Origin of the sequence: Pseudomonas sp. R1-7 (genome assembly GCF_051132105.1) — a bacterium.
GTDB lineage: Bacteria > Pseudomonadota > Gammaproteobacteria > Pseudomonadales > Pseudomonadaceae > Aquipseudomonas.
On the sequence record NZ_CP071661.1, the window covers coordinates 4,858,717 to 4,871,274 of the forward strand.

Consider the following 12,558-nt stretch of genomic DNA (forward strand, 5'->3'; position numbering starts at 1 on the left):
GGATGCTTGATAGCGGCATTTCAAATGGAATCGGCTTCGGCGAGCGCCTTCTTTGGGCCGATAGCTGCCTTCCACCAAAGGCGGCTTTGGGTCGACTGCGGCCCTTCGTGACTGGCAGCAATCGACTGTGGATGCACCATCCTCCCGGCGTCCTTCCGACCATGCGCAACTCCCTACCGAGGTCAGTAATCCCCCTGCTACGCTGAAAATTTCACGGAGGATTGCACAATGCCAAACTCAGACTTACTCCCTTCCCTGCTATTTAAGATCAACGAAAACCAGCTCGCCCTGGAGGCCGCCATCATGGAGCTTTCGAACTGGGTAGAGATGCGCGGATCGGCGGACGTCGCCGACAATGTTCGGGGCGCCCTGGACACGATCGATCGAAACGAGGAGTTCATCAAGATAACGCTTGCTGTACTCATGACGCCCGACTAATCGCGAAAGTTCGCCATGTGTCGGTTCGGCATTTTTTGGTAGACCAGGGAGTCTATCCGTAACCAGTTTTTTGTAGATATCGTTCACAGCTCGTCGGAAATTGGATGGAGAAATCCTATCAAGCTTCCATCCACACCAGTCCTTACTGGAGGCAGGTAGGATGTACACTTCACGGTACAACGTGGAAGTGTACACATGCAAAAAACTATGTTAATTATACAGTTATGCTATTATTCGAGTCTCCCTCGGGCACCATCTTAAAGAAAGACCTTGAAATTCAAGGTCTTTTTTTTCGTCTGCAGGAAAGTGATCCACCTCCAAGAACACCACACCCCCGTGGCGAGGGAGCTTGCTCCCGCTTGAGCGCGTAGCACTCACAAAAATGTCACTGCACCCACCGATGCTTCGAGTGGCCACCCCCTCCCCACCCAGTCACAAAGGATTTCACCCCATGGAATTGCTGCTGGAAACGGTCGCTCTTTACTCCCTCAAGCTGGCTTATGAGACGGAAGGCCACAGTCCGATTCTGCGGGATGATCCGTTGATGGGGGGTTGTGATCGGGAGGTTTTTGAGTTGCTGATACGGCGGGGCGATGTGGCCGGGATTCAGGGCGAAATCGGTCGATGCCTGGATTTAGCGTTGGGGGCGGTGGGTGGGGTAGATACAGTGCTGGGCCGAGAGCTGATTCGCCTGGCAGAAAATCTCCGAGCCGTGCCAACGGTGGCACAATTGGATACGCCGCTTATTGCGCTTAAAGACTATTTGAAGAATATCCAGTAAGCGGCCAGATCCCATCTCCCTACCTTGGCATGAATGTCAGATGAGCAAACTTCAAGAACTGATCGATAAAGCCAGATCAGGCTTATCGGTCCAGGAGAACATCTCCGACGTCGGTTGGCAGGCAATTGCCACACAATGTGGCGCCGCTGAACTCGCAGAGATTCAAGAACGCATCAACAAGCTACGTGCGGAACTGGAGACCGTTGAGGAGTGGGACGGGGATACCCAGGACGACCTCTATTCCGCAATTTCCACCCTTACTCGTTTACTGGAAACGGTGACAAACGCGCTGTCTGAAACTAAAGCTTAAGAACCATGTGGAACAAGTCAGATTAAGCTGATCGCTGAACTGTCGAATGCCTTTGGTTTCCATAGGAACTTTCTTCTACCCTTACCTGAAGTTTCTCCACGGCGCGGCCTACAACCTGCACCAGATCCTGGAGGGGCTTGGCGTCGTCTCATCGACCTTCAACGGGCGTAACGACGCCGGGCAAATCATCGGAACCTACTGGTCGCCCGACGAAGCGATGGTGAACACGCTTGGCTGTCTGATGATGCTGTCGCTGCTGCTGATCCCCTTGCTGGCAGCAGCGGCCTACACGGTGGGCAAGAAAAGAGGCGTGCTCATCTTCTTCGCACTCTTGCTCCTACCGGGAGCGTTGAACTGCCTCGGCCTCTTTCCCAACAACATCAATTACCTGCCCATCCGTTACGCCATCAATGGCGTTGGGAAACTGGGCAGCGAGATCGGGCTGATCCCCTTGTTGATGCTTTGCGCCATCACCGGATGGGCCGTCATGGTGCTTATCTATGACAACCTCAACCTGACCGACCGCTTCCGTCAGATATACGATCACTTCTGGTTTCCACTGGCGTTGGTCGCCGCGGTGTTCTTCGTGGCGGACAACGGCGCCAATGAAGACACCGCAATGCTGAAGGAGGCGACAGCGAGCATCCAGGAGGCCAGCGCGTTCCTGCTGAGCCAGATCAAGCGCTATGATGATTACTGCAGGGCGAATGGCCTGGATAGCCTGAAATCGTGCCAGTGGAGCAGCAATTCACAATGGACCTTTACCCACATCAAGGAAGGTGAAGCCAGCTACTTCATGGATTTCGCACCGGACGACTCCAAAGGGTTCTACGCCGCGACGAGAAGAACCATAAGCGACGAGGATGTGATCGCCATCCGCAAAGAGATCAACGACTACAACCTACGGTTGTGCCCCGTGAAGCACTTTTCCAATGGCATGTCGCGCTCATCGCCACTCTCCAGCACCTGCGAGTACGTCCCCCGTGGCTTTTGCTTGAACAATCCTGATGGCCCACCCGGCCTCGTGGACAACAATATCAGCAGTCACACCGTAGCCTTGGCCAGCGAATGCATCGTTCCCTGGCTTGCTGGTGTCAAGCCCTCCTTGAAGCAGCAGTTGGCGCTGGTCGGCCAGCATGACAAAGCGAAGAATCACCGTTGGTTGTATTTTCTTGCTGTTGCTGTGGCGGTGGGAACGAAGGTGGCCTTGGCGACTACCAAGCTGTGCTTGATTGATGCGCGGCCTGGGGTTGATAGGCGTCGGGTTCTGAGGGTTGCAGGGCAGAGGCTGGGGCAGTGCGTCAGGATAATGAGGCGACTGCTGGTTGGTTTCGGACGGTTAGCATGGTTTGCTGAGAGCCGGGTATTCAAGGTGTTTAAACGCGGAATAGCACGGTGGGACTAGCGTTCGACTATTGGGCACACCGGGTTCCGGACGTTTCACGCAGCGCCGCCTAGGCAACAAAGGAAGAGATGGGCCTGTATGAGCCAGAAAATAAATCCATTTCTTTTTGGGATTATCTGAGGGTAAAAAGGATATACGGGTAAGCACTCTGCTGCTATTAGGTGCACGCAATGGCCGCTTGCCATTGACCCGTAGCGGTTCATCATATAAGACAGAATATTAGTAAATGCTTTCCGTCGCCAACATCGGAAAACCATCCTAAGCTGATCTCTCGTACCTAGATAGCTGAAATACTTTCACAATAGGAATGCGACGGACATCCGACCGATCAATGTGTTTAAAGTGAGGTACATGGACGTGACACCGACAACCGCAGAGCTAGTTAACTTGTTCAATGGCGGGAGGCTAGCTAACCAAATGGCATGCGGATTTGGAATGAGCGGCAGAGTGAACACTCATGAGCTCGAAAAGCTTTGCATTACATTGCACAACGCTGGAACCATTGACCTATTGGCCCTTGTTGAGAATGGAGCTATTCAGGAGCTCCAAGGAACTGATTTTTTTAGTGCGTCGTGCTTTCTCTGCCGTCTCTTACCGGAATTAGATACGTCCCCTGAACGTATGATGCGCTGCGTTAATGAATTGGTGGTCCACGGGGGGACCGACGGAGCAGCGAATGAACCTAATGCTGCATTTCGCGAATGGTGCGAGCATGTTCCCCAACGTGCCAAGGAGGTAATCGCTGCTGCGCTTAAAGGTGACGAGCTCGCTTGCCACCATCTTGCATTCGCGTTGGAGGCTACTAACGATCTGATCGAGGCGCGCCGTATTACACTTGGGTATGAGACTTGTCGTCAGGCAGCCATTGCTGCATTGGGACGTATCCAGCACCCAAACTCAGCGTCCTGTGCAGAGACTTTTACAGTCTTCAACGCCCTGCTAGACGGCAATATTGACGATTTTGTAAGGGCCAGCGTACTACATGCCTCGATGCGAATTTTAGCATGTGGTGCATATACTTCGCCTGCAGATGCAAACTTGCTAATAAGTAGGCTGCTAATTAACCCTAGCAAATTCACTATACACCAGTGTGCACACGTCCTTTGGGCGTATCAAAAAGCCCTTACGTTAGACATCGTTACCCTCTTACTGGGTGCATTGAGCCATATGGATTCCGCTAACAAGGGAACTGTAGAGGAGCTAGATATTGGCCTGCAAACATTGTTAAAGCTTGGCTATGATGAGCCGGCTGTTTCTTTCGTTACCGAGCTTCTATCACGCCCAGATAATAATTTAGAACTTGGAGCGTTAGATAGTTTCAGCCGGACTTTGCTTTCTGGGCCTCCAGACGTCCTTAGCCGAGTCGTAGTTCAATGGCTAGGACTCGGCGCCCCCCGACTTTGTAACGGGCTCGCCGACGCGATACAAGGGCCGAGACTAGATGGTGTACCGCTGAACCTCAAGGCCGACGACCTAGCTCTCTCTCCCACAGCACAGCTGTTCATTTGCCGAAAGGCTGTTGGCTGGTTTTTCTTTAAGCCGATAACGGCTGCGTCTATATTGGTCTCTGTGCTACAGGCCTGTGACGCCAATACTGCCCAAGAAGTGCAAAAACTACTGATCGACCCCTTGCTTCAAAACTATAGCGGAGTACGGAAATATCTCGAAAGCCTTGCTCCGGACGATACAGGGAGTAAGGCTATTATCCGGGCCCTAGCTCATAACGAGAGCAACCTCAAAGCTCAACAAACAGTTCCACTGATTGTCGAGCTTCAACCATCGGAACACCATCGTCGCATAGAACGCCTACGTATTTCGGATCAGATGCGAGACGCCCACAAACAGGCGGAAAGCGCGTCTGTTTTTTTGAATCTGATAAGCCGCTCCGTGCTGCTCTATGGCAATCGTTCATTGAGTTTCGTAGATGACGGCCAAGAAAGGCTGCGCCCCATGGAATTCGACCTTCACTCTCATGGTGTTTCCTATGAGATGCCGCGCATGTCGGCCATTGATCCCGTCGGTCTTGATTACATCCTCCGCGTTTTCCGCAACGAAAGGATGGAAAAATGAAGCTATTGATTCGCGACTATTTGGCATCGCTCAAGGAGCGAGATGAATTAGATGCCATCCTCCCAGACCTGTTGAGCGAAATTGGCTTCAACGTTTATTCACGCCCTCAAAGAGGAACAAGCCAGCTTGGCGTAGATATTGCCGCCGTCGGGAAGGACGACGATGGGGAGAAAAAACTCTTTCTGTTTTCCGTCAAAAAAGGTGACCTTACCCGTCAAGACTGGGACGGTAACCCACAGGCTCTACGGTCATCGTTGAATGAGATTCTAGACGCGTATATCCCCGGCAGAATTCCAGCCAAATACAAGCATCTGAAGATTGTTATCTGCCTAGCTTTTGGAGGAGATGTTAACGAGCAAGTCCGAGAAAAATTAACAGGCTTTATCAACAAAAACACCACAACGGAAGTTTCCTTTGATGAGTGGAATGGCGACAAAATCGCCGAAATGATTCTAAAAGGAATATTGCGAGAGGAGCTTCTTCCGAAGCCGCTGCGTAGCAGCTTTCAGAAAGCTGTTGCTATGGTCGACGAGCCAGACGTTTCATACGAACACTTTAGCCATTTGGTAGGGGACCTATGTAAATCTGGCACGGTATCGAAAAAAGCCCGCGTACGCGCTTCCCGGCAACTAAATATTTGTCTGTGGATTTTATTTGTTTGGGCCCGTAGTGCCGGCAATCTTGAGTCTCCGTACAGGGCAAGTGAACTGGCGACGCTGGCTGCTTGGGAACTGCTTCGCCCCATTCTCGGCAGTAACACCAGTGAATTGAAGGCCCTCAGCATCGTAGTCAATCAAATAATTCAACTGCATTTCACTATCTCCCTGGAGTTCTTAGAGCAACGAGTTCTGCCATACGTGGAAATTCACCATGGAATATCAATGGCGACAGGTTCCCACAGCCCATTGGACGTGAATCTTGCTCTATTTGAAATATTGGGTCGCATCGGTCTGGCCGGATTATGGCTCCATTGGATCGGAGAGCGGAGCAGCGAGGAACACAAAGAGCAACTCAGCAAAAGCGTTGTGCGGCTTACGCAAGCAGGACTGGCGCTAATCCGAAACAATCCGGCACTATTTCTACCGATAAAAGATCGGCAAGGAACTAGCATCGCCTTATTCCTTCAACTTTGGATGGTTAGCGGACTTGATGCGACGGAGGTGGCGTCCTGGCTCGAGCAAATGGCTTATCGCCTCAACTTCTCCCTCCATACACATGGCCGTTATACAAGCTCCTTTTCAGATTACCGAGATCTAGCCGAGCACCCACGCGATAAATCCGATGAATACTTCAAGGAAGCGATGGCGGGCAGTACAGTAGTTCCCTTGATCGCAGCTTGGTTGCATGCATTTGGTGAACATGAGGCGGTTGAGATTCTGAGTCGCCTCGCTCAGAATGAATTAAAACACTGCACCTTACAGCTTTGGCTGCCTGATGCCGCATCAGAAGAAAAAATTTATGTGGGTAACAATTCCCATGGGCGAGCCCTTTGTAGGCTACCGCTGAACAAAGGCGGGCGTCAGCTCATTGCAACCATCGTAGAGGCATGTGCCATGAATAGCGACTTGCAAAGTCTGTCGCCTGTCAAGTCAGGATTCTGGCCAGTGATTATGGTCGCTTGTCACCATCATGAATTACCAATACCCCCAGGGTTTTGGATCAATTTCCTAATGGAGCCTGAAACAGACTGATATAGTTCTAATAATGACCCTCGAACCGATTTGGCTGAAGTTCAGGTGGACCGTCTAAGAGATTAAAGCTGAAGCCAACCAATGCAATGTGGTGCTCCTTAACTCAGGTTCTGGTGCGGCATGACACCTCCAAGTCTGAAGGATACCCTCGTGGACGACGCAGCAAGGTTTGCATTTATGAAAAAATTTATTTCTACGAACTGGAACGTAAAGAGAAGCTAATATCGAGGCTCAGCCTTCCTCTGGCCATTCTTGGCGTACTTTTATCTTTTTTATCGTACATGCTGAGTAAGGCGCCCAACACAGATGACGGTTTTGTGGGCGTATCATTTTGGACGCTTTATTTATGCGCTGTCTTCTGCCTACTTTGCGGCGCATATTATTTTCGTTCATCTTGGCAATTACGCGATTTTGACAGAGGACTTCCGACACTGAGCGAACTAGAGGCGTATCGTGCCACTACGACCGCTCACTTCGCAGTTCACGGCGAAAATGATGACGATGCCGAAATCTATTTTAAATCTATCATTTTGAATTACTATATTGAAGGCGCAACAGTTAATACAGTAAACAACGACAAGCGTGGTTCGAAACTCGTATCATTAGCGAACTACGTGACGCTCACCATGATCCTTTCGGTAGTATCGTTCGTTCCTTTCTACACCCACCAGCAGGAGCTTAACCAGCATGAGCAATCAAAAACCTCCACCGCCACCGCCGCCTCCAATGCGCTTCGTTAAAGATCACGGAAACCTTTCGAAGTCTCCACCGCCACCGCCACCGCCGAAAAAAAGCTGAAGGGAAAGGCGCCTGACTTAACGCTTCATGAGTTTGGCGCCTATCGCCTTCAAGACAAACGGTGCAACTATATATAAAGGTGACGAGTTTATTCGGCACATATAAAAAATAAATCCCCCCTCGTCTCATAGCGCCTCGGGGGGATATGCGCCATCAGACTAAGACAAGAGGATTAGGATCGCTGAAGCCTACGCACCCACGTGTCCCAAGACTCAATTCTGATCGGTGGAGTGAAACGGTGTTCGTAGTCGTGCCTCTTCGTACTTTCTGCTCGATCATCAACCGTCCGTCCTCCTATGAGAACTGCTCGAATGTTAATGTCCTTTTGGGGGTCGACCTCAAGCCCATCGTGAGGCCCCATAAAAGCGTTATGAATCAACTCTCCCCGCTCAGCTCGGGCCCTGACGGAATGGACATGATCTCTGAACGTTGAAAGCTCACGATAGATATGTCCTAGACGGTTTCTGAGCTGGCCGGCCGCTTGATGGACCTTATGATTAAACTCCTTGTAATGGTCTGCGTTCAGCAAGTTGAAATCGGCGCCCTTTATCTCAATCAAAATTACGTCCATGCGCGAGCGCCCAGTCAGCACCACGAAGTCAACGTATCCGTCTGCCAAAGGAAACTCCGAAAAGCAAATGTACTCACCATCTGGCTGGGCGTAGGTCTCTGCAAAGATTGAAAGGTCCTTTTTCAATAGGCATTGGAGATCTCGCTCGCGAGCACCTGCGCTGATCAATGCCTCCACTTCTGCCCGAGAAATCATTCCGTCATCGATCTCTAAACGACGCTTTATTACGGCATTGCTCCCCTGATAGGGAGAATCAACAAATCGGTCTCTAGAAAAACGTAGCCGGTCCGCCTCCGAAACAATGCGAGTATTTTCCCAACTCCGCTCCTCCAACTCGCTCATTGAACATCCGATCAGTCGACATGCCTGCTCACGATTTATAGTTTGCCAGTGCGTCCCACCAAGAGACCCAACGGTGACAACATCGAAGGTATCGCCCCGAGAGTCTTCCCGCTCGTAGTGCTCCAAATAAGTTGCCGGGCCCATGACGACACCCAGTACCTGCAGCGACTTAATAATATGCTCCACAGCGTTCGTTACTGATTGGCCGTCATTTTTATTGCCCAGATCAGTAAGCAGAACCACTATCCCCGATTCGTTCACGAACAATCTAACTCGACACAAACCACGAGCTAAGCAGGAACCATCTGGGTAATTATGGACAACATCCGTAATCTTCATGTGTAGAACCTTTTCCATGGTATGGCCAAGTGAAAATTCATCGACAAAATCGCAAGATAATGTTTTTTACCAATACTGATCGAAGATCAGTTTAGCAACGTCAATACGAAACGCGAAAATAAAAAAATCGACTAAGAAAAATAAATCCGTCCTGTTACACTTTCTACAAACGAGCTTACTCGTCACTTGGAGCTGCCGAAACTGGGCAGGCTATTGGCGGCTGGCTGCAACCCTAACCGCGTGACTGGATAAGTTAAGCCAAGCCTTTTTCCACCGAGCATAAATTCAGTGTCTCAAACGGAATTTCCGTTAGGCCTCCCTTCCGAAATCGAGCAGCATGTATCTTCAAATGTAATGTCAGCAATCCACTCGTTACAAGACACCGTCTATGAAACGCACGAGTCTCCCTCGGGCTAGAAAAGGTCTTGCTGGACAAGACCTTTTTCTAGCCTAGGTAGCATGTGATATTGCTATCTACCTCACCTCAACAATATCCAACGCCCGATTAGCCAACAACTCACTCACCTCAATCACCTGCAAAATCCCAACGCAACCCGCCGACGCGAACCATCCAGATCAAACGCCAAATCACTAATCATCGCGTTCGCCGAAGCCAAATTTTCACTGAGATTCGCAAGTAAACATTCAGAATCCACACCCGGATCAATCCGAAAAATGGAGTCGGTCTTGTCAGACGTTTCGCTCTTAGACTTGGGTTTCAGGTAGTGTTCCAACGCTCGCGTGGCAGCGTCATCGATTTTCTTGTTGCGGGCAGACTGAGCACGGGAGACGTGTTCGTTCGTATCAGGAGGGTTCGGAGTATCTTTTGCCATTATCTTGCTTCCTTGTAGTTAGAGCCATCACCCGCTCGCGACTAAACGATGGGAGGCAGCTGTACGCAGGTTAGTCGACCGGGGAAACAAGAAACCGGCGCGTCCGAGGACGCCCTGCGCACAGCCACCATCGAGTGCAGGATGGAAATCCCGACTGGATGACGCCTTGCACAACCTGTTTCACCCTGGGCGACTAAACCCGATCACTGATGAGCAGTGACAGGACTCAAACTACCGACGCGGCCCCAGGCGAACAAGCCGGCGGATTCTGGCGTAGTTGTAGGCAATGGCGCAAGGCGATGTGGGCTTGGGGTTCTAGTCGCCCAACGTCTGACGGTCTAGCGACTGGTATCTCTCAGACAATCGACCCATTCAGCATTATGGAACGGCTCTTGCGCGCCGGCTCACGACTCGTCTCGATAACGATTCCCGGACAGTAATGTCCGCTCCGCCGCGGCTGCGATTTTTTCGGCCACTGCCGGATCGGCTACCGCTCGAGCGAGCGTTACGGCGCCAACCAGCGTGGACAATGCGAACATGGCTTCGCCTATGTCGGCAGGAGCGTGCTCCGACGTGGGGCCGGCCACGATCACGGCGGCGACGTTGAGCAGTTCAGCCTCAAACTCCGCGCGTGAGTTGGGATCAGACCTGGAAATTTCTGACGCAAGACTCTGCAGGGCGCAACTCTCCGACAGTTCGCATTTACGCTTCTCTCCCAAGTAGAAACACACGAACTCAGGCCACCAGGTGTGCCCGTGTTGGCCTTGGAAGTGGCGCACACCCTCCTTGAGTTCAGCCATCCCCTGTGCGACCGACTCACGAAATGCAGCAGCCTTGGAGTCGAAGTGGGCATAGAAGGCGCCGGACGTAACGCCTGCTTCCTTTGCCAAGCCATCCACACCAATGCCGCCAAAGCCAGCTTTGCGAAAGCCACGGCCAGCGGCGTCAAGGATTCGTTGACGTGTCTGCTGCTTTCGTTCGGATCGAGACATGCATACCTCTCTACGGGATTCCGGGTGGGTGAATCCAGATTGTACTTGGCAATGTAACGATCGTTATGTAAATTAAAATAACGATCGTTATTTTATGATCGATGCGGTCGCCGATGCGTCGCACACCTCGCTTACAGGAGTATGGAAATGCCTCTCACCCTTACGCTTACTGAAGGTGTCCTGCCTAAAGGCAGCGAGAAAATTGCTTTCGCCCAGCTGTCTGACGCGATGCTGAAGTGGCATGGCCTGACCGGCAACAAGGCCATGACCCCGAACATTGTCGGTTCCATTCATGTTTTGACCGCAGAAAACACCTTCTCTGGCTCCGCCGAAGCGCCTGTGGCTTTCATCGAATGGAAGGTGCCTGCCTTTGCATTCGCCAACCGCGAAATACAGATTGGCTACATTGATGAAGTAACCAACATTATCCATGAGATGTCCGGCGGACAGCTGCCCAAGACAAACATCTGGGTCAACATCGTGCATGCCGTAGATGGCGCATGGGGTATTGCTGGCAAGGCGATGACCAATCAGCAACTCGGTGAGGCCATCGCAAGGGGTTGATCGACTTGAGGCAGTGAAAAAGGTCTTGCTAGGCAAGACCTTTTTTTGACCGAAGGACAGTTTTTACCCGCCGAATCTACCTCAGCTCAACAATATCCAACGCCCGATTCGCCAACAGTTCACTCACCTCAATCACCTGCAAAATCCCCAACGCAACACGCCGTCGCGAGCCATCAAGGTCGAATGCCAGATCACTGATCATCGCATTCGCCGAAGCCAGATTCTCACTGAGATTCGCAAGCAAACACTCAGAATCCACACTCGGATCAATCCGAAAAATGGAGTCGGACTTGTCAGACGTTTCGCCCTCAGGCTTGGGTTTCAGATAAAAATCCAACGCTCGCGTTGCAGCGTCGTCGATTTTCTTGTTGCGGGCAGACTGAGCACGGGAGACGTGTTCGTTCGCGTCGGGAGGATTCGGAGTAACTTTCGCCATCGTCTTGCTTCCTGTAGTTGGAGCCATCACCCGCTCGCGACTAAACGATGGGAGGCAGCTGTACGCAGGTTAGTCGACCGGGGAAACAAGAAACCGGCGCGTCCGAGGACGCCCTGCGCACAGCCACCATCGAGTGCGGGATGGGAATCCCGACTGGATGACGCCTTGCACAACCTGTTTCACCCTGGGCGACTAAACCCGATCACTGAAGAGCAGTGACAGGTCCCAAACTACCGACGCGGCCCAAGGCGCACAAGCCGGCGGATTCTGGCGTAGTTGTAGGCAAAGGCGCAAGGCGATGTGGTTCATGGGCGGAGGTCGCTCGATGCCTGACAGACCCAGCCTACGTTATCCAGTTCAGCCGGATATCCGGGCCTCGAATCAAGGATTCTCAGGCTGCTCAGCTACCTGACGATGCGTCGTCACGATGAAGGGTCTGCCCTGCAAGTCCATTTGCTCCAAAACAATCTTGTTCTTCTCCACCTCCCTGATCCGCGCCTGTCCCGATCCCCCTTCGGGAAAGATATCACTGAGGTTGGGCATGCTAGGGCCGATAAATTGCGCCACCATCAAAGGCGAAATATCTTCGCCGTCAACCGTGTAGGTCTTGGGTAATGTTTTCATCTGCCGCAGCGTGAACGACAGCTTTTCACTGTCTGCGCTCCAAGTCCCGGCGCCATTGGCGCTGTATTCGAACCTGAAGGGTTTCGAAGGCTCTGTTCCAACCAGCGCGACCACGCCACTGACGTTGTAATGGTTGTTGGCGAAGTACTCGATCATGCCCTTGAACTCGAACTGAACGCCGTCGGCATTGGGATAGCTGAACTCTTCGGTCCAACGGCCAATGAAATGGCTTTTGTAGTAGTCGGCCCTCATTTCGGCCAACCAGGTTGAAATGCTGGGGAAACCGGCCAGTAAGCCAACAACAGCCACGATCGCGGCCCAGCTTTTTAGTGAGTACTGCTTGAGTGTCGAGACAGCGGTCATC

Annotated in this window: 12 protein-coding genes and 1 pseudogene; 8 read left to right on the top strand and 5 right to left on the bottom strand. The window is 51.7% G+C overall.

The window, feature by feature from the left end; translation table 11 throughout:
* Positions 1-228: 228 nt before the first annotated feature.
* From J3P79_RS21795 to J3P79_RS21825, 7 genes are all read left to right on the top strand, one after another.
* On the top strand, positions 229-438 hold the full coding sequence (locus J3P79_RS21795; protein WP_027605401.1) for a hypothetical protein: 210 nt from the start codon (positions 229-231) through the stop codon (positions 436-438).
* A gap of 451 nt (positions 439-889) precedes the next feature.
* The gene (locus J3P79_RS21800; protein WP_434605632.1) at positions 890-1,219 is read left to right on the top strand and encodes a hypothetical protein; all 330 of its coding nucleotides are present in this window, start codon (positions 890-892) and stop codon (positions 1,217-1,219) included.
* A 40-nt stretch (positions 1,220-1,259) separates the two neighbouring features.
* Positions 1,260-1,529: a hypothetical protein gene (locus tag J3P79_RS21805; protein WP_434605633.1), complete on the top strand. Its 270-nt coding sequence runs from the start codon at positions 1,260-1,262 to the stop codon at positions 1,527-1,529.
* A 46-nt stretch (positions 1,530-1,575) separates the two neighbouring features.
* A complete protein-coding gene (locus J3P79_RS21810; RefSeq protein WP_434605634.1) occupies positions 1,576-2,934 on the top strand; it encodes a hypothetical protein in 1,359 nt (452 codons plus the stop codon).
* Positions 2,935-3,285: 351 nt separating this feature from the next.
* A complete protein-coding gene (locus J3P79_RS21815) occupies positions 3,286-5,004 on the top strand; it encodes a hypothetical protein (protein ID WP_434605635.1) in 1,719 nt (572 codons plus the stop codon).
* A complete protein-coding gene (locus J3P79_RS21820; RefSeq protein ID WP_434605636.1) occupies positions 5,001-6,695 on the top strand; it encodes a chemotaxis protein in 1,695 nt (564 codons plus the stop codon). Before J3P79_RS21815 ends, J3P79_RS21820 begins: the two co-directional genes overlap by 4 nt.
* Positions 6,696-6,808: 113 nt before the next feature.
* On the top strand, positions 6,809-7,435 hold the full coding sequence (locus J3P79_RS21825) for a hypothetical protein (RefSeq protein WP_434605637.1): 627 nt from the start codon (positions 6,809-6,811) through the stop codon (positions 7,433-7,435).
* Positions 7,436-7,665: 230 nt separating this feature from the next.
* On the opposite strand, the gene J3P79_RS21830 is transcribed toward J3P79_RS21825, so the two are convergent.
* The 3 genes and pseudogenes from J3P79_RS21830 to J3P79_RS21840 form a co-directional block, all read right to left on the bottom strand.
* On the bottom strand, positions 7,666-8,745 hold the full coding sequence (locus J3P79_RS21830; RefSeq protein WP_434605638.1) for a Shedu anti-phage system protein SduA domain-containing protein: 1,080 nt from the start codon (positions 8,743-8,745) through the stop codon (positions 7,666-7,668).
* Positions 8,746-9,219: 474 nt separating this feature from the next.
* Positions 9,220-9,578 (bottom strand): annotated as a pseudogene (locus J3P79_RS21835) (DUF6124 family protein).
* Between the two features lie 404 nt (positions 9,579-9,982).
* Positions 9,983-10,570, bottom strand: coding sequence for a TetR/AcrR family transcriptional regulator (locus J3P79_RS21840; protein WP_434605639.1), 588 nt, complete (start codon positions 10,568-10,570; stop codon positions 9,983-9,985).
* A gap of 147 nt (positions 10,571-10,717) precedes the next feature.
* On the opposite strand from J3P79_RS21840, the gene J3P79_RS21845 reads away from it, so the two are divergent.
* Complete coding sequence (locus J3P79_RS21845; protein WP_434605640.1) at positions 10,718-11,134, top strand: 4-oxalocrotonate tautomerase; 417 nt, start codon at positions 10,718-10,720, stop codon at positions 11,132-11,134.
* A gap of 76 nt (positions 11,135-11,210) precedes the next feature.
* Here the strand turns inward: J3P79_RS21845 and J3P79_RS21850 are convergent, their stop codons facing one another.
* Positions 11,211-11,570 (bottom strand): DUF6124 family protein, encoded by a 360-nt coding sequence (locus J3P79_RS21850; RefSeq protein ID WP_434605641.1) that lies wholly within the window; start codon positions 11,568-11,570, stop codon positions 11,211-11,213.
* A 381-nt stretch (positions 11,571-11,951) separates the two neighbouring features.
* Positions 11,952-12,557, bottom strand: coding sequence for a hypothetical protein (locus tag J3P79_RS21855; RefSeq protein ID WP_434605642.1), 606 nt, complete (start codon positions 12,555-12,557; stop codon positions 11,952-11,954).
* Position 12,558: the final 1 nt, after the last annotated feature.

Bases quoted from the DNA above. Each gene is read 5' to 3' on its own strand.
- J3P79_RS21795 (WP_027605401.1), top strand. From the start codon at position 229: ATGCCAAACTCAGACTTACTCCCTTCCCTGCTATTTAAGATCAACGAA.
- J3P79_RS21800 (WP_434605632.1), top strand. From the start codon at position 890: ATGGAATTGCTGCTGGAAACGGTCGCTCTTTACTCCCTCAAGCTGGCT.
- J3P79_RS21805 (WP_434605633.1), top strand. From the start codon at position 1,260: ATGAGCAAACTTCAAGAACTGATCGATAAAGCCAGATCAGGCTTATCG.
- J3P79_RS21810 (WP_434605634.1), top strand. From the start codon at position 1,576: ATGCCTTTGGTTTCCATAGGAACTTTCTTCTACCCTTACCTGAAGTTT.
- J3P79_RS21815 (WP_434605635.1), top strand. From the start codon at position 3,286: ATGGACGTGACACCGACAACCGCAGAGCTAGTTAACTTGTTCAATGGC.
- J3P79_RS21820 (WP_434605636.1), top strand. From the start codon at position 5,001: ATGAAGCTATTGATTCGCGACTATTTGGCATCGCTCAAGGAGCGAGAT.
- J3P79_RS21830 (WP_434605638.1), bottom strand. From the start codon at position 8,745: ATGAAGATTACGGATGTTGTCCATAATTACCCAGATGGTTCCTGCTTA.
- J3P79_RS21840 (WP_434605639.1), bottom strand. From the start codon at position 10,570: ATGTCTCGATCCGAACGAAAGCAGCAGACACGTCAACGAATCCTTGAC.
- J3P79_RS21845 (WP_434605640.1), top strand. From the start codon at position 10,718: ATGCCTCTCACCCTTACGCTTACTGAAGGTGTCCTGCCTAAAGGCAGC.
- J3P79_RS21850 (WP_434605641.1), bottom strand. From the start codon at position 11,570: ATGGCGAAAGTTACTCCGAATCCTCCCGACGCGAACGAACACGTCTCC.
- J3P79_RS21855 (WP_434605642.1), bottom strand. From the start codon at position 12,557: ATGACCGCTGTCTCGACACTCAAGCAGTACTCACTAAAAAGCTGGGCC.